Consider the following 16,336-nt stretch of genomic DNA (forward strand, 5'->3'; position numbering starts at 1 on the left):
CCTTCAGGGCCGTGCATCGTCCGGCGCCGAGCGCGCAGTCGCATGGCCGATGCCTGCAACCCCAAGTCCCGGCAGCATCAAGGACTTGAAGAGCAAGGCGACAACCGGGGGACGGTCCTGGCCGGACCGACGATCTCCGCCGGAAGACTCAAGCCACCGAACGACTCGGTGCGGGCCACCCCGCCAGCGCCGAACCGATGGCGGCTGCTCGCTTGGCCGGCCGCGACGGGGTCACCGCGCAGCAAGGCCGTACGCCGCCGAGACACCCCAGATGGAGCCCGACCATGACCGACACCACAGCAGCACCCGCCCCGATCACCGTCGCCTTGGTGCACGGCGCCTTCGCCGACAGCTCCGGGTGGAGCGGCGTCGTCGAGGAGCTCCAGGCCGAGTTCGTCAGCGTGCAGGCCATCATCAACCCGCTGCGCGGGATCTCCCACGACACCGACTACGTAGCCAGCGCCCTCGGGCAGATCCCAGGCCGCGTCTTGGCCGTCGGCCACTCCTACGGCGGCGCCATCATCACCAACGCCGCCACCCGAGCCGGCAACGTCGTCGGACTGGTCTACGTCGCCGCGTTCGCCCCCGACGAAGGCGAGGTGCTGGGCGACATCACAGCAGGCTCCAAGGACTCCGTCCTGAACACCGCCCTCGTGGAGCTGCAGTACCCGAGCCCAGACGGCCACGCGACCGAGTACGCCATCCATCCGGACCACTTCCACCACGCGTTTGCCGCCGATGTCTCCGAGACCGAGGCGCGGGTCATGGCTGCCGTGCAGCGGCCGGTCGCCGCCGCCGCCTTCACGGAGAAGTCCGGACCTCCCGCGTGGAAGGAACTGCCGTCCTGGGCGATCGTCGCGGGCGCCGACACGGCCGCGGGCGCCGACGTCGTCCGTGCCATGGCCAAGCGCGCCAACGCCACCTCGGTGGAGGTCGACGCGTCACATGTTGTCATGGTCTCGCAGCCCGCGGCCGTCACCGCCGTGATCCACCAGGCCTTGGAAGCCTTGACCTGACCCGCATGGACCGGGGCTGGAGCCGCGCCGAGCCAACGTCTGCGGGTGCAGCTCCTCATACGACGCCGGACCGTCCACGACCAGCGCCCCGTTTCAGCCCGCTGTGTCATTCCGCCAGGAGGTACGACGATGAGTCGCAGTTACCACGCGCTCGCGTTCACCGACGCCGTCCTTGCCGCGCAGGCGAGGTACGGCAGCCGCGCCGCGGTCGAGCGATACCACCGTGCCCACGACGCGCCAGCGCCGCGCCGAACCGCGGTCGGCGTACGGGCGCCCACGCCGGAGGCGCGACCCGGCACCGGTGACCTGCTCAGCCGGTTGGAACGGCAGTTCCTGTCCGAGCTCGACGGCTTCTACCTGGCCACCGTCTCGGAAACCGGCTGGCCGTACGTGCAGTTCCGCGGCGGCCCGGCCGGGTTCATCCGCACCCCGGACGAGCACACGATCGCGTGGGCCGACTTTCGTGGGAACCGGCAGTACATCAGCATGGGCAACCTGGCCCTCGAGGGACGGGCCGCGATGATCTTCATGGACTATGCCCGCCAGACCCGGTTGAAGGTATACGGCTGGGCCAGCGTGCACGACATTCACGCACCGCGCCCAGGTGGGCACCGGCGCCCGGACACGGGAGCGGCTCATACCCGTCCACAGGACCCTGCCATGGTGGGCACGTCGCTGGCTGTGCCGGGCTACCCGGGAAGAGTCGAACGCGAGGTGCGTGTCGACGTTATGGCATACGACTGGAACTGTCCGCAGCACATCACGCCGCGATACACCGTCGACGAGCTCGGCCAGCAGCTCGACCCGTTCCTCAATCGCGTCAGCGAACTGGAGGAGATGAACCGCGTCTTGCGGACCGAGATCGACCGTCTGCGCGACGGGAGGTCGACGCCGGCACCGGAGGGAGGCGAGAGCACGTGAGCGTATCTCCACCGGAGGAGCACTGGCGCATGCGACCCGAACCCGGCGCTCCGACGCGGCAACGACGGGCTGGGCGCTCGAGCACGCGACCCAACGAGTCGCCCGGGCGGCTGAACCTGCGGGCCAACCTGTTCGGTGTGCCGATGGGGGTAGCCGGGCTCGCGCAGGCATGGACGGTGGCCGCTGCCGCGGCGATCGTTCCGGAATGGCCCGGCCTCGCCCTCTGGGTCTTGACAGGACTGCTGTGGCTGCTGGTCTCAATAGCTTTCAGCAGCAACGTCGCCCGGTCCCACCGGTGGCTCGCGGAGGCAACCGACCCGACGTTCGGAGTGTTCACCTCGCTGGCGCTGCTCGTTCCGACGCTGTTGGCTCTTACGCTGGCACTCCACTCCGGCCACGCGTGGAGAGTCCTGTTCCTCGTGTTTGTGGGCCTGTCCACCGCCTACGGCGGCTGGGTAACCGCCGGCTGGGTGGTGACCGGCGGCCCGCTGCAGCAATGGCATCCGGGCTACCTGTTGCCAACCGTCGCCACCGGCCTCGTCTGCGCCGCCGGCGCCGCGCAGCTCGGCTACCGCACCCTCGCGGTCGCGCTCTTCGGGTACGGCCTGCTCTGCTGGTTCAGCCTGACCTCCATCATCTGGCTGCGTCTGTTCACGCTGCCGCCGATGCCGCCTGCGCTGGTTCCGACCTTGGCCATCGAGCTCGCCCCGCCGGTGGTCGCCGGCAACACCTGGTTCGCGATCACCGGGGGAAGGGTGGACGTGGTGATCCTGGTACTGGGCGGTTATGCGGCGCTCATGGTGCTCGTCCAGATGCGGTTGTTCTCCCTTTACCGGCGTCTCAGCTTCGCCGCAGGCTGGTGGGCGTTCGCGTTCTCGTACGCGGCCGCGGTGACGTTCGGCATCCGCTGGCTGACCGCGGCCGAGGCCCCCACCGCCCTGGTGCATCTCCTACTCGGCGCGGTCACGCTGGGCATCGGTGCCCTGACCGCACGATCATTGGTGGCCCTGCGTGCCGGCACGCTGCTACCGCGCGAACCTCCCCCCGCAGCTTCTGGCCCGGCCTCCGCTCAGCCTGAGACGCACGCGAGTTGACACCGTGCGGGAGGCTCTCGGCGCGGGTTCACGGCGTGCACGTCGTCCCGTTCGGCATCACGTCGTAGCCGACGGTGTCTGCGGACCGGTCGCCCGCCTCACCGGGAGGGTGACCACGAGGCTCGTGCGTCCGGGCTCGCTCTGGACGTCGATGGTTCCGCCGTGGAGGGCCACGACGATCCCCGCGGCGACGTCCAAGCCGATCCCCGTGCCGTCACCGATCGGTTTCGTGCTGAAGAAGGGTTCGAAGACGCGGGCCCGGATGTCCTCGGGAATCCCGGGGCCGTCGTCGACGATCTCGATGGTCACGTGCTCGTCGCGGCCCCGGGTACGGATCGTCAACGAGCCGTGACCGTCGATCGCGTCGAGCGCGTTGCCGATGAGGTTGGTCCACACCTGGTTCAGCTCCGCGGCGAATCCAGTCACCCGGGCAGCGCTGCGGTCGTAGTCGCGCACCACTTCGATGTGTCGGTCGGTCAGGCGCGACCGGAACATCAGCAGTGTCGCATCGAGCAGATCGTGCACATCGACCAGCTGCTGCGGATCACGTCCGCCCGGGCCGTACGCCTTGACGCTTTCGAGCAGTGTCGAGATCCGGGCGGTGGCCTCGCCGACTTCCCACAGCAGCAGGTCAGTCTCCAGCGCGTAGTTGACCCATCGCACGGCGTCATCAGCCTGTGCCGGGCCCGCCGTCTCGACAACGGTGGCGAGGAAGTCGGTGTCGAGGCCGGCCTGGACGAACGTCGGCGCGAGGTCCCACCCGTCCGCGACCCCGTGCTCTTTTAGCCAGCCGGCCACGCGGTCCTGGCGGTCGGCCAGTTCCAGCCCGGACAACGTGGCGGCCGGGGCGGCCCGTCCCGACGCCTGCGTCTGTAGCGCCAGCAGGGCGCGAAGCTTGTCCGGGCCGCGCTCGCCCTCCGCGAGGCGGGTCAGTGTTTCGCGCGTGCGTTGCACGCGGTTGGTCAGGGCGACCGCGGCCGCGCGAGCCGCCGCTGCGGGGTTGTTCAGCTCATGCGTCAGCGTCGAAGCCAGCACCGCCCGCGTCAGCGGCCCGTCCCCCTCCTGCCGCGCGGCTGCACCGTCCGCCCCGCCAGCCGGGTCCTGCCCGAGCTTGAGCAGGTGAGCCAGGAGCGGGAACCATTCTTGCAGGACGGCGGCGAGAGCAGCTGCCGGGAGTACGAACAGTCGGCACCTCCTTAGCGCCTGCATGGACGTGGTGTAGACGTGGAGGTCGGGGTCGCCGAGATGCGCTCGGGTGGCGCCTCCGCAGGCCCCCGGAAGATCGGTGCGGTAGACCTCGATCTCCTCGGTGCCGACAACGGCGGTGACCCGGGCCTCCCCATCGAGAAGGACGAACAGCGACTCCGCTCGTTCGCCCCGTCGGTAAACCCACCCCTCCTCGCGGTGTTCTTCATGCCCCTGTCTTGACAGGTGCTCGAGCTGCGCCGGCGTGAGTCCGCGGAACAGCGGCAAGCGCGCCAGCTCATCCGCGAGGGACCCGCCGTCCGGGTTGGTCACGGCCGAACTGGTCACGGCTGGGCCAGGTAGCGGTGCACCAGCATCACTGCCATCGCCCCCTCACCGACGGCGGAGGCGACGCGCTTGCCGGACTGCGCCCGCGCGTCACCGCAGACGAAGACCCCCGGCAGGCTCGTCTCGAGGTGATACGGGGCCCTGTCCAGCGGCCAGATCGTCGACGCGGCCGGGGGCGCCGGGGGCGTTGCGGGCGCCGGGTCGGCCGGTCTCCGAGCGCCAGCGCTACGGGCGGTGACGGGGACGCGCTCTGCCGGTAGCCCGTGGTGCAGGTCAGGCCCCGCGATGATGAACCCGTGCCTGTCTCGGGCTAGGACGCCGTGGAGCCAGCCGGTGTGCGGCTCTGCTCCGATGAAGACGAACAGCCATCCGGTCGGCAACATCTCGGGTCGACCGTCCCGGACATCACGCACAGCGACGGCCGTCAGGTGCTCGTCTCCGTGTGCAGCCGCTACCTCGGTGCAGGTCCTGACGGTGACGTTCTCGAGCGCCTCGATCTGCTCGATCAGGTAGCGGGACATGGAGGCGTCGAGCGAAGGGCCGCGCACCACTATGGTCACCGACCGGGCCTGACGTGCGAAGTGCACCGCGGCCTGCCCGGCGGAGTTCGCGCCTCCGACGATGACAACGTCCTTGTCCGCGCAGTCCTCCGCCTGGCGCGGACTCGCGCCGTAGTAGACGCCGCGGCCGGTGAGCTCGTTCATGCCGTCACCTGCCAGGCGCCGGTAGGAGACTCCGGTGGCGAGTATGACGGCATGGGCGCCCACGCTGACGCCGTCGTCGAGGACGACGCTGTGTTGCGAGCCGGCCCCGTGCAGGGCGACGACCGTCTTGGTCGTGACGATCTCAGCGCCGAACTTGAGGGCCTGCCGGCGGGCCCGCTGGGCCAGCTGAGCCCCGGACACCCCGTCGGGGAACCCCAGGTAGTTCTCGATGCGCGAGCTCTGCCCCGCCTGGCCGCCGGCAGCGGTCCGCTCGACGAGCAGCGTGCGCAGTCCCTCGCTGGCGCCGTAGACCGCTGCCGCGAGCCCTGCCGGTCCCGCGCCAACGACGACGAGGTCGTACATCGGCTCGGATGGGGCTGTGCCCAGACCCAGCGCGTCCGCGACCTGCGTGTGGCTGGGGGCGATCAGGACCTGCCCGTCCGCGGTGATGACGACGGGCAGCCGGGCCGCATCCGCGCCGGCGGCCTCGAGCAGCCGAAGCGCCTCTGGCTGCTCGACGGGGTACCACCGGTACGGGGCCTGGATCCGAGCGAGGAAGTCACGCAGGTCCGCGGTCCGTCGGCACCACTGGTGACCGACGACACGCAAATCGGCCTGAACCGCGTGCCCACCTGCGAGCCAGGCGCTCAGCAGCTCGTCCAGCACCGGGTAGAGCAGCTGCTCTGCGGGGATCCATGGTTTCAGCAGGTAGTGGTCCAGGTCGACGACGTTGACCGCGTCGATGGCAGCTCCGGTGTCCGCGTAGGCGGTCAGCAGGACGCGTCGCGCTGACGGGACGAGGTCCATCGCCTCCTCGAGGAACTCAATCCCGGACATCTGCGGCATCCGGTAGTCCGCGACGAGCAACGCCACCGGCACGCCGCGTAACGAGAGCTCCCGTAGGGCAGCAAGGCCCTCAGCGCCGGACTGGCAGCGCACGATCCGGTAGTCGCGCCCGTAACGACGGCGCAGGTCGCGGGCGACCGACCGCGACACCTCGGGGTCATCATCTACCGTCAGGATGACCGCCGCGGCCCCGCCCTGGCCTGCGCTGGTGGCGGTCGACGCGCCGTCATGCTCGGACACCTCAGGTCACCAGGGTCGCGACCGGTTCGCCCACCTCGACGATGTACGTGGACAGCATCCGCCCCGTGCCGGGACCAAGGTCCAACGCGTTGTGCGGTGTCCGCGGTGGGATCAGGAAGCCGTCCCCGGCGTCGAGGATCAGGGTGTCCTGGCCCCGGATCTGCATCTGCACGGTCCCGGACATGATGTAGCCGACCTCCTCCCCTGGGTGGAAGTGCCACCCGGACTCGACTCCGACCGGGATCTCGGTGAGCACCTGGACGATGTCGCGTCCGGGGATGGACGAGCTGCTGTGCTGCACCTCGGTGCGTTTCAGCGAGGACGCCAGCTCATCAGCCGGACGCGCCCGGGCAGCGGCTGGTTCGGCGGGGTGCGATGTCAAGGGGTGCCTCCTGGGTTCGGGCTCACGACGACGCGTCGGCCTCGTCGGCGGCAGCGGCGATCGTTTCTGTCACCGTTGCCGATGCGCACCGGTGGCTCGTCGGTCACCCGACTGCGATCGGCGAGAACGGAGATGGCCGCCCGCGAGACGTGCCGTCAGGCAAGGCCGCATGTCAGCCCGCTGTGGCCTCGGCGGCGGCTGTGATCATGGTGATGACCTCGTCCGGATGCGAGATGCCGACCACGTGCGACGCACCGGGAACCTCCACCGACTTCTGCGCTTTCGCTCGGTCGGCCATGATCTGGTGCGCGCCCGCGGGGATGTTGTGGTCGAGCTCGCCGAAGACGAACCAGCTGGGCACCTCCTTCCAGAGCGCGGTGGCGCCGGACGGCTCGGACAGGGCGGCTTCGGCGATCGGGCGCTGGGTCGCAGCCATGGTGGCCGAAGCCTCTGCCGGCAGATCGGCGGAGAACTGCGCGTGGTAACGGTCTTGCGCGATGTACAGGTCGGTAACGTCTCCTGGCAACGGCACGCTGCGCAGGGTGTCACCCAGGGTGCCGCCGGCCACCAGCGACGAGGCGTCCGCGCAGCTTTCGCCTGCTTCGAGCGCGAAGCCGGCGACGAAGACCAACCCGGTGACCTCCCCGGCATCAGCCGGGACGTTGCTGATGACGGCGCCCCCGTACGAGTGACCCACCAGCACCACCTTGCCCTCGATGCTGCGTACGACGGCGGTCAGCTGTTCGGCGTCGGACGCGACGCCACGCAGCGGGTTGGCCCAGGCGATCACGGGATAGCCCTGGCCCAGCAGCGTGGCGACGACCCCGTCCCAGCTCGAGGACTCCGCGAAGGCGCCGTGGACGAGAATGACGGTCGGTTTCATGCGAGCTCCTGATGATCGATGGCGGCGTGGATTCCCGAGCCCACCTCGTCGCGAACGTGACTTCGGCATCCGGACGAGGTGGATGCCGGCCGAGCCGGCCCCGACACGGTGACGCCTCGGCGCGGTCCCGCGCATCCGCCATTCGACTGCAGAAGCCGCTCCGCGGCGCTGTCACGGCAGAAACCGACGAGCCCGCTCGGCGCGGCAACCGCCCGGTGATGGAGGACCACGCGAGCTTTCAGCACGCGTCTTCCATGAGAGGACACGAAGGACACGAGAGGCAGTCATTGACCCGATGCGGACATCGGCTCGAAGCCGCTCGATAAGGGAAGCGCGACGGCGACGACGAGGCCGTCGCGATGACGAAAGGAGCGCCGATGACCCGGCCGGAACCCGACAAGACTGCGCCCGACCTTGACGTCATCAACCTCGACGCGTCCCCATCCGGGGACGGCTGCGCCGACTGCGAGTCAGCCACGCCTCCGGGCTGGTGGCTGCACCTGCGCCGGTGCGCCACGTGTGGCCACATCGGATGCTGCGACTCATCCCCCGGCCAGCATGCCAGCGGCCACTACCGCCTCACCGGGCACCGGGTGATCCAGACCTTCGAGCCGGACGAAGCGTGGTTCTACGACTACCCCACGCGAGAGCTGTTCCTCGGACCTGCACTCTCGGAACCGACATCACGCCCGGCCGCGCAGGGAAGTCCCGGGCCATCCGGGCGCGTCCCCGAAGACTGGCGCCGACGGCTGCACTGAGCACCCCGTGCCAGGACGATCGACCCGCTCCGAGAGAGACGTCCAGGTCTCGCCGAAGCCGCACGGCAGTCATGCGACCGATGACGATCGTTCCTCACGTCGGCAAACCTCGTCAGCATGCCCGCGGCCCCTGCTCCAGCAAACCCGCACGCACGGGTGCGTGCGGCCAGCCACCGACCGGAGGAGCCCACGATGACCGATGACGCGAAAGTGGTTGTCGAGCGAGCCGCACAAGCGTTCGCCGACGCGAACGCGAACCCGCCCTTCACGCACCAGCTCCCCGTCGAGGACACCCGGAGCGCCTTGAACGCCCTGCAGTCGGAACCGGTGCACGCCCCGTACGCCGACATCAGCGACCTGACCGTTCCCGGCCCCGAGGCAGACGTCAGCATCCGCGTGGTCCGCCCGCCCGGCGCGCACGGACCACTCCCCGTGATCCTGCACATCCACGGACTCGGCTGGGTCTTTGGCGGCAAAGCCACCCATGACCGGCTCATGCGTGAGCTCGCGGTCGGGAGCCACGCCGCGGTCGTCTTCCCGGACTACAGCCTCTCCCCCGAGGCGAAGTACCCCACCGCGATCGAGGAGATCTTCGCCGTGGCCCAGTGGGTGACCAAGTCCGGTGCGGGGCAGAACTTCGACACCGACCGGTTCGCCATCGTCGGTGACTCCGTCGGGGGCAACATGGCTGCCGCGACGACACTTCTGGCCAAGGAGCGCGGCGGGGTCCACTTCGTCCAGCAGGTCCTCTTCTACCCGGTCACGGACGCCACCTTCGACACTCCGTCCTCGCACCAGTTCGCCGAGGGCTACTTCCTGCGCCGCGACACCATGCAGTGGTTCTGGGACCAGTACCTCGCCGACCCGAAGCAGCGCACCGAACCGACGGCGTCGCCGCTGCAGGCCACCGTCGAGCAGCTGGCCGGGCTCCCGCCGGCCCTCATCATCGTCGGAGAAGCCGATGTCCTTCGGGACGAGGGAGAGGCGTACGCCCACAAGCTTCGGCAGGCGGGCGTCCCCGTCGTGTCCGTGCGCTACCAAGCCGCCATCCACGACTTCGTCGGGCTCAACCCGCTCCGTGTCACAGACGCCGCCCAAGGCGCGATCACGCAGGCGACCGCGGTACTGCGTCGCGCGCTGCGCACCTAAGCGCCGGACAGCAGGCGCACCCCTCACAGCCCACCACTCACTCCTCACAGAAGGCGCGGACATGAAGGGCCACATCCCAGCGACAGCTCGAGGTGAATCAGCATCTGACTCGTCGACTGGAACGCTGGGTTCAAACGCCAACCTCGACCTCGCGCGATCGGTAATGGAGACCAACCTATTCGGGACCTGGGAGGTAACCCAGGCATTCCTTCCGCTCCTGTGAGAAAGCGCTCGCCCTCGCATCGTCAACGTCTCTAGCGGTGCGGGGTCGCACGGAGACGAGGTCTTCGGCTTAGCTAGGCGCGGCGGCCGCGCAGCGAGCTATGGAGTCAGCAAGGCTGCGCTCGGGGCTCTGACCGCGACCCTCGCTGCCGAGCTCGAAGGCACAGGCATCCTTGTCAATGCGGTCTGCCCAGGTCTGACGGCGACATGGCCAGGGGCTGAGCGGATGGCGGCTCGCCCTGTCGAGGACGGCGCCGCCTCCGTTCTTTCCGCTGCCACGCTCCCCGACGACGGACCCACCGGCGGCTTCTTCCGGGACGGCCAGACCCTGCCCTGGTAGCGCTTCGGTACCAACGGCGAACACCCGACTCCCGCGTTGAGGACGGGACGTCCGACCATGCCGCCACGCGTGCTATATCCGTTCCAATCCGAGACAACGACACCTAGGGTGCAGGCGTGTGGGTATCGCTTGAGACATGGTTGATCGGTGACGGACAGGTCCCTGAAGTCGGGCCGGGCGCAGTCCTCCGTGACTGCGGGTTGCGTTTGAACGCCTCGTACCTGAATGTGTCCGACCAGTCGCTCGAAGGTGCCCGAGAAGTTCACGCCGACGACGTAGGCCGAGTGCGGTACGAAGTCACCGGCCGATGCCAGGCGGTGACAAGCCCGATGGCCGCCCTGATCCAACTGCCGGGCTGGCTGGTGATTGCTGAACCCGAGACCTACTGCGCCATTGAGGGCGCCGTCGACTCTCCCGCTTTCGAACCCTGGTCAGAGCAGTTCCATCCTCCGGCTCCAAACGAGATGCTCAAGGCCGAAGGCTGGTTTGGGGTCGTCGCGGACCACGAGTGGGACGCGTTCGCGATTCCTGACTCACGAATGGACTGGCGCCTTCAGGACATCCAGCTCATCGAGCACCAGCTGGTGCGTGTGCCCGGGGAGCCGTCGGACACGCGCACGTTCGGTCCTGTCATCCGCGCCAACGAAGTGGTGCGGTTGAGCCGGGCCGCCGACAGAGTGGCGGGGGCCCAATACCTCGTGGATTTGCTACCGGCCTAACGTTCTCATCGGCCGCCGACCCGGGCGTGCCACTGAGCGGGCTTGCTCCCGTTGCGACGGGCAAGAGGTCCGGTTCGCCGGGCATGGCGCGATCAGCCGGCCGCGTCGCGCCACGTCGGCGCGAGGGCGAGGGCCTGTAGTGAAGGGAACTCCCAGGGGTCGACGGGCTGTGTCGGTCCAGCCTCGGCATACCGGTTCAGCGTGACGACGAGGTCATCAGACCGGAACGCCACAAGGATGCGGACGCGCTCGTATGGTTCTTCGTTCTCGTCGGCTCGCACTTCCTCGTACCAGGCGATGATGCTGCCGTCAGGTGCGCGGACACACTCTGCCACGGCTGCAAATCCGTCGTCGTCACACGACTTCGGCAGGCCTTCGCCGTACCAGAGCGCGAACGCCGAAGTCGACTCGGCGGTCTGGATCAGGACATCCAGGATGTCTGACTCGTCGCCGCCGGGAACCGTCGTCTCTGCGTACCTGGAATGCTCATCACCGGTGTACATCTTGAGCTTTTCCAGCAACCCGGAGACCACACTCTCTGCCCCTGGCGAGATCTCGCTGCTCACGGCGCTGATCTTGTCAGGAACGGCTTTCTGCGGCCAGTAGGCGCACGCTCACACATCCGCTCATGCCGCAGGCCGCGCGGTTCAGGGACCGCATGTTGCGCGCTTGCGTGCCACTCTGCCCTCATGACATCGACCGACTTCCGCGAGCCTTGGCGCCGAGCCGAAGGCGAAAGCGCTCGGGCCTTCGAGGATGAAGCGGCGGCGGAGATCGCCGACGGTCACGAACTGCACGGGCTAGACCTAACCGCCATCGCAAAGTGCGAGGGCTGTGACTGCGTGGTCTATCGCGGATCGGACGGCACATTCGCGATCGTGCACCTCAGCTGGACCACGAGGCGCGAGACGCCGCCATGGCCGCGCACAACCCGACTCGGAAGTTTCATCGCGATTGAGTCGGCGATGGATCAGCACCAGCACTGACCGTTCATGCCGCCGTCAGCGCTCCCCAAACCTCTGCTGGGCAGCCTGACGTGAGATGTCGAGTGCAGCACCGATCACGGTCCACGAGTCGCCCGCCGCACGGGCTGCGCGGACAGCCTCACGCATCTCCTGCTCGGCATCCGCGAGCTGGTTTCGGGCGGCGATGATGCGGCGAAAGGACGCGGCATCACGGGCCGGGTGAGTCGACGGGTCGAGCTGATCCAAACCGGTGCGGTCGTGGTTGGTCTTCAGGGTTGCCATGTCATTCACCTCATCTCAAGTAGTCGAAGAACTTGGGTCGTAGTCGGTCGGCGTGGATGATCCGGGTGGGTTCTCCGACTGGAACGGCGACGAGCTCCAGCATCCGACCGTGTCGGTCCGGGCCGATCACGAGAAGACGGTCCTCGCCGCCATACTCGTACTCGACTAGCCGGATGGCGTTGGTCCATGCGTGTCCGATGTCGGCTTCGTCGATCCCGTGCTTCAGGGCCGACTCCGTCACCTCCACGACGTCAAGACTAGGTTGACGACGCATCAAATGTCAACCATTGATTGACGCACGGACATGCCGCTCCGTGTGCGTTCATTGAAGACGCTGCTTCTCCTGGTCCAGTGGCACGATGTTGCTCGTGCCCACCGACATTCGTGAACTCACTGCCGTCATCGACTCGACATGTCGTATCCGAGGAGAGTTCACGCTTCGCAGTGGACGCATCACGGACGAGTACTTCGACAAGTACCGTTTCGAGGGAGACCCGCACCTGCTGCGGCTGGTGGCCGAGCACATGGTGCCCTTGTTGCCCTCGGATACGCAGGTGCTAGGTGGGCTCGAGCTCGGAGGTGTCCCGATCGCAACAATGGTCAGCGCCCTAACCGGGCTGCCCGCGATCTTCGTGCGCAAGCAGGCCAAGACGTACGGCACCTGCCGGCTGGCCGAGGGCGGCGATTTCGCTGACCGCACGGTCACGCTCGTTGAGGACATCATCACCACGGGCGGTGCCGCGCGGAACGCAGCGGTAGCGCTCCGGGAGCTGGACGCGACCGTGCATAGCGTGGTGTGCGCCATCGACCGGTCCGAGCCGGGCGCCAACACGTTGCACGAGGTGGGCCTGAGAACCGTGTCGGTCATGACAAAGGCGGATCTGGACGAAGTCCTAGGCTGAGCAGCACGTCACCGCGCAATGCTCGCTCATGCCGCTCTGAGGGCGACTACGATCGCCCGACCATGCCGCTGCCAGCGAGCCGTAAAGGTGAGTTTGTCAGGTGGAGTGATGGGCTACGGTCCAGTCGGTATGGAACTCCCTTGGCCCTTGACCGATGGCCGCGTGACTGTGCGCCCTGCCGAAGAAGCTGACGCTCCCGCGTTCCTAGCCTACAAGCGTCGCCCGGAGTGCCAGGCCTACATCACCCGCACCGTCGACACCCTTGAGCAGTCCCGCTCCCTGATCGCCGACCGCCTCGCGGAGCCAGACTCCGTGCTCTGCGCGGTGCTGGTGGACGGGCAGGTCGTCGGCGACATCGGCGGCCGGCGGTACCGCCCGGAGTCCCTCGGCCCCGAGCCGGACGTCCACGACTTCTACCTGGGCTATACCGTCAACCCCGACCACGGGGGCCGAGGCATTGCCAGCGCGGCAACCGGGCTGCTGGTGACGGCTCTGCACCACGCTGGGATCCGGCGTGTAGTGGCGAAGGCGTTCGCCGAGAACGTTGCGTCCATCCGCGTCTTGACCAAGAACGGGTTTCGCCTTGAAGGCACCGAGCGTCTCGCCGTCCTCGGTAGGGACGGTCGCTGGCTCGACGACTGCACCTTGGCGCATTTGGCCGAGTGACCCCCTCGCGGTCGCGGCGCGGTCAGGGCGCGGCAACCTGCACAGACACTCGCCCAGCCGCACGTTGCCCGCGACCGCGCCCGAGGAGCGGCCCGCGCTCAGGGCAGACTCGCTCCTGCGAGACTGCCGGTTGTGACTGGTAGCGCGATCGTGCTGGTTGGTGTCTCGAGCGTCGGGAAGACCTCGGTTGCTGAGCAGCTGCAGCTGACGCTTCGCGAGCCGTACCTGCACGTCGGCCTCGACCACTTCTTCTCGATGTTCCCGTACGAGTGGCGCGACCACCCCCGCCGGCCTGGTCGAGGACTCTGGGTCGACGAGACCCTCGACGCGGACGGCTCGCCACGCGCCAGGATCTACTACGGCGAGGACGGCGCGCGACTGCTGACCGGGATGCGTGCCGCAGTCAACGCACTGCTGGCGGCGGGGAACAACGTCATCCTCGACGAGATGCCGATCGACGACTCCATCATGCCCGCCTGCATCGAGACCTGCGAGCATCCTCCACCTTCTGGGTGCGGCTGACGGCGTCCCTTCCTGTTCTCGAGGGACGTGAACGAGCCCGGACAAAAGGGCAGCAGCTGGGCAACTCCCGCGGTCACTTCGACGTCCTGGCGGGCGACGAGTGGGATCTCTTCATCGACACCGATGACCTCACCCCAGCCGAGACGGCCGCACAGATCGTGAAGGCGCTCGGCATCGTCGACTAATCACCCGGTCGTGAGCGCGAGGCGTTTACCGGACATGCCGCTAGTTGGCACTTCGGGCCACGAGGTAGAGCGGCAGGAACAGCACTACAGCCAGTAGGCAAAGGGCTGCCCACACCTGGGGCCTGTCAATCGTGAGGTCGCCTATGGTCGCGACGACGGGTCGGTTGCGCTCCATCTGGGACTGAGCATCCTCGAGCACCCAAAGGCTGACGGCTCCAACGGCCAAGACTGCGAGGAGCACACCCATCACCGTTGGACTCACTCCTTCAGTATCGGCCCAGGAGCCGACGCTGCTGCTCGTCGGAGGCCGCTCGACCATGCTGGCCGCGATTTCAAGGCCCCATCTGCCTCGACCACAGCCCCGCACGCACCCTCATGCCGCGTTGAGGGCGGCTACGCTCGCCCGATCATGCCGCGGGAGTGCGTTCTCAAACCTCGATCTTGAAGCCCAAGTCATAGTCGCTTGCAGGGACGCCACCCGAGCCCCAGTTCTCGGGCGAGCTCTCGCGCAGCAAGATCGACACGTGGTCGTGAGGGATGCCGTGGACGGCAAGCCGCACGACTATCTGCCGGTACAGATCTCGCTTGGCCTCGATGGAACGACCGGAGAAACAGTCGATGGTGACTCGCATGTACGTGTCCGCGACGCCCTCGCCCGGACCGTTGACCATGGCGTGCGGCTCGAACTCCGTGAGCCGGATGAAGCGGTCGTCGTTCGGGATCTTGAAGGCCGCGACAAGCGCCTCGTGCACTGCGTTCATCAAGGCGACCTGCTGGTCAGGCGTGTACTTCCGGCGGACTTCGATCAAGGTGCTGGGCATGGATCCTTCTCGGTCTCGGTGCGGCCGCTCATGGTTCCACGGCCGGCTCCGGTTCGCATGCCGGGAGGGCGTTCGGACTTCGTACCGACGTCCGCAACTGCCGCGCCGGAGACGTTCAACCATCGTGACGCTCGGCGCGGACATCGGCCCCTCGAGATGCCACCGATCACCGACTTCGCGGCCGCCGGCCTGAGCGCCCCAAGCCCTTGGCTCGCCTTCTGATTAGGTACACGGCCGCGACGCCGAGCAGCAGTACGAAGTTCAGCGTTGAAACCCATCGGGGCGAGAGGACACTGAAGACTAAATACGCATAGCCCGCCAGGAGTATGGCCCCCAAAAGCATCACCAGCCTCTTTTGCATGTTGCTAGGCGCCATGCCGTCCTGTCCTGCTTCCTCTGCACGCGACCCTTGATTAACGCCATGCGGAGCATGACATTCCTGGGCGTATTCGTCGTGGGACCCCCGCCGCGTGGCACCCGCCCTGACGCAAGGGCGTTCCGGGTTGAGGTCGGGACGTCCGACCATGCCGCGTTGAGCACGGGACTCTACCAGCGGCGAGACGCGATCGAGCAGATGCGCGGATTCTCAGCCCATCTCGTAACGGCGCAGCGTTTCTTCGATCTGGGCATCGCTCGCGGCCCAATCCCACGAGCGAATCTCGACCAGCCGGATAAGGCCAAGGAGAGCCACGGCATCGTCGGCCAAGTACTCCTCCTCACCACGCCAAGCCATGACGTGGGTGCCGATGACCTTGACGGCGAACCCGAGGGACTCGACCGCTAGGAGCGCCGGCACGACGGTATTGCCCGCCTGCGCGATGCGTTGGTGCATGGGCGCAGCATCCCACCCCTCACTGACACCCGTGACCGCACCTGCCGCGCAGTGTGCGCTGGCCCCGAGGGCCGCTGCGGCCACTCAAGGAGCCGATCGTTCGACCTAGCTGGCCACCGTGAGACCGGCACTGAGCGCTGTCAGCCACATCCACCACCAGAAACTGACGCGCGCGGAGTAAGGGTGCAGCTGCTCTGGTGCTCGGCATCCGTCCCCTGGGAGGCGTCAACGGTCGTGGTCGCGCCGCTGCTCTAGCTGTACTGACCCGACAGGTTGGTTAAGCGGGTGATGGGTGGCTTGTTCCCGCAGGCGGTGTGGGGTCGGTGGTGGTTGTACTCGTGGAGCCATGCTGGC

19 protein-coding genes and 2 pseudogenes are annotated in these 16,336 nt (G+C 67.9%); 11 read left to right on the forward strand and 10 right to left on the reverse strand.

The genetic code is table 11. From position 1 onward, the window contains the following. Positions 1-284: 284 nt before the first annotated feature. The 3 genes from ASH01_RS06630 to ASH01_RS06640 all read left to right on the forward strand — a co-directional run bounded on the left by ASH01_RS06630 (position 285) and on the right by ASH01_RS06640 (position 3,031). The gene (locus ASH01_RS06630) at positions 285-1,016 is read left to right on the forward strand and encodes an alpha/beta fold hydrolase (RefSeq protein WP_056773273.1); all 732 of its coding nucleotides are present in this window, start codon (positions 285-287) and stop codon (positions 1,014-1,016) included. A 129-nt stretch (positions 1,017-1,145) separates the two neighbouring features. Further along, positions 1,146-1,937 carry a pyridoxamine 5'-phosphate oxidase family protein gene (locus ASH01_RS06635; RefSeq protein ID WP_056773276.1) on the forward strand — a complete coding sequence of 264 codons (792 nt, stop codon included), beginning with the start codon at positions 1,146-1,148 and terminating at the stop codon, positions 1,935-1,937. Positions 1,938-1,966: 29 nt separating this feature from the next. Continuing rightward, positions 1,967-3,031 (forward strand): hypothetical protein, encoded by a 1,065-nt coding sequence (locus ASH01_RS06640; RefSeq protein ID WP_082619554.1) that lies wholly within the window; start codon positions 1,967-1,969, stop codon positions 3,029-3,031. Between the two features lie 57 nt (positions 3,032-3,088). Here ASH01_RS06640 and ASH01_RS06645 read toward each other — a convergent pair whose 3' ends face one another. From ASH01_RS06645 to ASH01_RS06660, 4 genes are all read right to left on the reverse strand, one after another. Then, entirely contained in the window at positions 3,089-4,549 is a 1,461-nt protein-coding gene (locus ASH01_RS06645) for an ATP-binding protein (protein WP_056773332.1), read from the reverse strand. 11 nt (positions 4,550-4,560) lie between these two features. Further along, positions 4,561-6,354, reverse strand: coding sequence for an FAD-dependent oxidoreductase (locus ASH01_RS23900; RefSeq protein WP_056773282.1), 1,794 nt, complete (start codon positions 6,352-6,354; stop codon positions 4,561-4,563). Position 6,355: 1 nt separating this feature from the next. Continuing rightward, the gene (locus tag ASH01_RS06655; protein ID WP_056773284.1) at positions 6,356-6,736 is read right to left on the reverse strand and encodes a cupin domain-containing protein; all 381 of its coding nucleotides are present in this window, start codon (positions 6,734-6,736) and stop codon (positions 6,356-6,358) included. A gap of 172 nt (positions 6,737-6,908) precedes the next feature. Further along, on the reverse strand, positions 6,909-7,619 hold the full coding sequence (locus ASH01_RS06660; RefSeq protein WP_056773287.1) for an alpha/beta fold hydrolase: 711 nt from the start codon (positions 7,617-7,619) through the stop codon (positions 6,909-6,911). Positions 7,620-7,996: 377 nt separating this feature from the next. On the opposite strand from ASH01_RS06660, the gene ASH01_RS22415 reads away from it, so the two are divergent. The 4 genes and pseudogenes from ASH01_RS22415 to ASH01_RS06670 all read left to right on the forward strand — a co-directional run bounded on the left by ASH01_RS22415 (position 7,997) and on the right by ASH01_RS06670 (position 10,807). After that, positions 7,997-8,377: a UBP-type zinc finger domain-containing protein gene (locus tag ASH01_RS22415; RefSeq protein ID WP_082619556.1), complete on the forward strand. Its 381-nt coding sequence runs from the start codon at positions 7,997-7,999 to the stop codon at positions 8,375-8,377. Positions 8,378-8,569: 192 nt separating this feature from the next. Next, positions 8,570-9,526: an alpha/beta hydrolase gene (locus tag ASH01_RS06665; RefSeq protein WP_056773290.1), complete on the forward strand. Its 957-nt coding sequence runs from the start codon at positions 8,570-8,572 to the stop codon at positions 9,524-9,526. A gap of 241 nt (positions 9,527-9,767) precedes the next feature. Continuing rightward, positions 9,768-9,953, forward strand: a pseudogene (locus tag ASH01_RS23995) (SDR family NAD(P)-dependent oxidoreductase); the annotation flags it as partial. A gap of 464 nt (positions 9,954-10,417) precedes the next feature. Continuing rightward, on the forward strand, positions 10,418-10,807 hold the full coding sequence (locus ASH01_RS06670; protein WP_156415473.1) for a hypothetical protein: 390 nt from the start codon (positions 10,418-10,420) through the stop codon (positions 10,805-10,807). A gap of 92 nt (positions 10,808-10,899) precedes the next feature. Here the strand turns inward: ASH01_RS06670 and ASH01_RS06675 are convergent, their stop codons facing one another. Next, positions 10,900-11,373 carry a hypothetical protein gene (locus ASH01_RS06675; RefSeq protein WP_056773296.1) on the reverse strand — a complete coding sequence of 158 codons (474 nt, stop codon included), beginning with the start codon at positions 11,371-11,373 and terminating at the stop codon, positions 10,900-10,902. A 123-nt stretch (positions 11,374-11,496) separates the two neighbouring features. Here ASH01_RS06675 and ASH01_RS06680 point away from each other — a divergent pair, with 123 nt between their 5' ends. Continuing rightward, positions 11,497-11,793, forward strand: a complete 297-nt coding sequence (locus tag ASH01_RS06680; RefSeq protein ID WP_056773303.1) for a hypothetical protein — start codon at positions 11,497-11,499, stop codon at positions 11,791-11,793. A 15-nt stretch (positions 11,794-11,808) separates the two neighbouring features. Here ASH01_RS06680 and ASH01_RS06685 read toward each other — a convergent pair whose 3' ends face one another. Further along, entirely contained in the window at positions 11,809-12,054 is a 246-nt protein-coding gene (locus ASH01_RS06685) for a hypothetical protein (protein ID WP_056773335.1), read from the reverse strand. 10 nt (positions 12,055-12,064) lie between these two features. After that, positions 12,065-12,301 (reverse strand): hypothetical protein, encoded by a 237-nt coding sequence (locus ASH01_RS06690; RefSeq protein WP_056773306.1) that lies wholly within the window; start codon positions 12,299-12,301, stop codon positions 12,065-12,067. A gap of 121 nt (positions 12,302-12,422) precedes the next feature. Between ASH01_RS06690 and pyrE the strand changes: the two genes are divergently transcribed. From pyrE to ASH01_RS23600, 3 genes and pseudogenes are all read left to right on the forward strand, one after another. Beyond that, positions 12,423-12,956: an orotate phosphoribosyltransferase gene (gene pyrE / locus ASH01_RS06695; RefSeq protein ID WP_235509552.1), complete on the forward strand. Its 534-nt coding sequence runs from the start codon at positions 12,423-12,425 to the stop codon at positions 12,954-12,956. A gap of 129 nt (positions 12,957-13,085) precedes the next feature. Further along, the gene (locus ASH01_RS06700) at positions 13,086-13,622 is read left to right on the forward strand and encodes a GNAT family N-acetyltransferase (RefSeq protein WP_056773312.1); all 537 of its coding nucleotides are present in this window, start codon (positions 13,086-13,088) and stop codon (positions 13,620-13,622) included. Positions 13,623-13,772: 150 nt separating this feature from the next. Then, a pseudogene (locus ASH01_RS23600) lies at positions 13,773-14,329 on the forward strand (phosphotransferase-like protein). Positions 14,330-14,757: 428 nt separating this feature from the next. Here ASH01_RS23600 and ASH01_RS06720 read toward each other — a convergent pair. The 3 genes from ASH01_RS06720 to ASH01_RS22865 form a co-directional block, all read right to left on the reverse strand. Beyond that, positions 14,758-15,150 carry a tautomerase family protein gene (locus tag ASH01_RS06720; RefSeq protein WP_056773323.1) on the reverse strand — a complete coding sequence of 131 codons (393 nt, stop codon included), beginning with the start codon at positions 15,148-15,150 and terminating at the stop codon, positions 14,758-14,760. Positions 15,151-15,736: 586 nt separating this feature from the next. After that, a complete protein-coding gene (locus ASH01_RS06725; protein ID WP_056773324.1) occupies positions 15,737-15,982 on the reverse strand; it encodes a hypothetical protein in 246 nt (81 codons plus the stop codon). A 251-nt stretch (positions 15,983-16,233) separates the two neighbouring features. Further along, positions 16,234-16,336, reverse strand: a 103-nt coding sequence (locus ASH01_RS22865) for an integrase core domain-containing protein (protein ID WP_156415475.1), incomplete at its 5' end; no start/stop codon positions are given.

Origin of the sequence: Terrabacter sp. Soil811, assembly GCF_001429655.1 — a bacterium.
In the GTDB taxonomy this organism is placed as follows: Bacteria; Actinomycetota; Actinomycetes; order Actinomycetales; family Dermatophilaceae; genus Terrabacter.

Bases quoted from the DNA above. Each gene is read 5' to 3' on its own strand.
- ASH01_RS06660 (WP_056773287.1), bottom strand. From the start codon at position 7,619: ATGAAACCGACCGTCATTCTCGTCCACGGCGCCTTCGCGGAGTCCTCG.
- ASH01_RS06665 (WP_056773290.1), top strand. From the start codon at position 8,570: ATGACCGATGACGCGAAAGTGGTTGTCGAGCGAGCCGCACAAGCGTTC.
- ASH01_RS06720 (WP_056773323.1), bottom strand. From the start codon at position 15,150: ATGCCCAGCACCTTGATCGAAGTCCGCCGGAAGTACACGCCTGACCAG.
- ASH01_RS06700 (WP_056773312.1), top strand. From the start codon at position 13,086: ATGGAACTCCCTTGGCCCTTGACCGATGGCCGCGTGACTGTGCGCCCT.
- ASH01_RS06670 (WP_156415473.1), top strand. From the start codon at position 10,418: ATGGCCGCCCTGATCCAACTGCCGGGCTGGCTGGTGATTGCTGAACCC.
- ASH01_RS22415 (WP_082619556.1), top strand. From the start codon at position 7,997: ATGACCCGGCCGGAACCCGACAAGACTGCGCCCGACCTTGACGTCATC.
- ASH01_RS06680 (WP_056773303.1), top strand. From the start codon at position 11,497: ATGACATCGACCGACTTCCGCGAGCCTTGGCGCCGAGCCGAAGGCGAA.
- ASH01_RS06635 (WP_056773276.1), top strand. From the start codon at position 1,146: ATGAGTCGCAGTTACCACGCGCTCGCGTTCACCGACGCCGTCCTTGCC.
- ASH01_RS06640 (WP_082619554.1), top strand. From the start codon at position 1,967: ATGCGACCCGAACCCGGCGCTCCGACGCGGCAACGACGGGCTGGGCGC.
- ASH01_RS06630 (WP_056773273.1), top strand. From the start codon at position 285: ATGACCGACACCACAGCAGCACCCGCCCCGATCACCGTCGCCTTGGTG.
- ASH01_RS06725 (WP_056773324.1), bottom strand. From the start codon at position 15,982: ATGCACCAACGCATCGCGCAGGCGGGCAATACCGTCGTGCCGGCGCTC.
- ASH01_RS06685 (WP_056773335.1), bottom strand. From the start codon at position 12,054: ATGGCAACCCTGAAGACCAACCACGACCGCACCGGTTTGGATCAGCTC.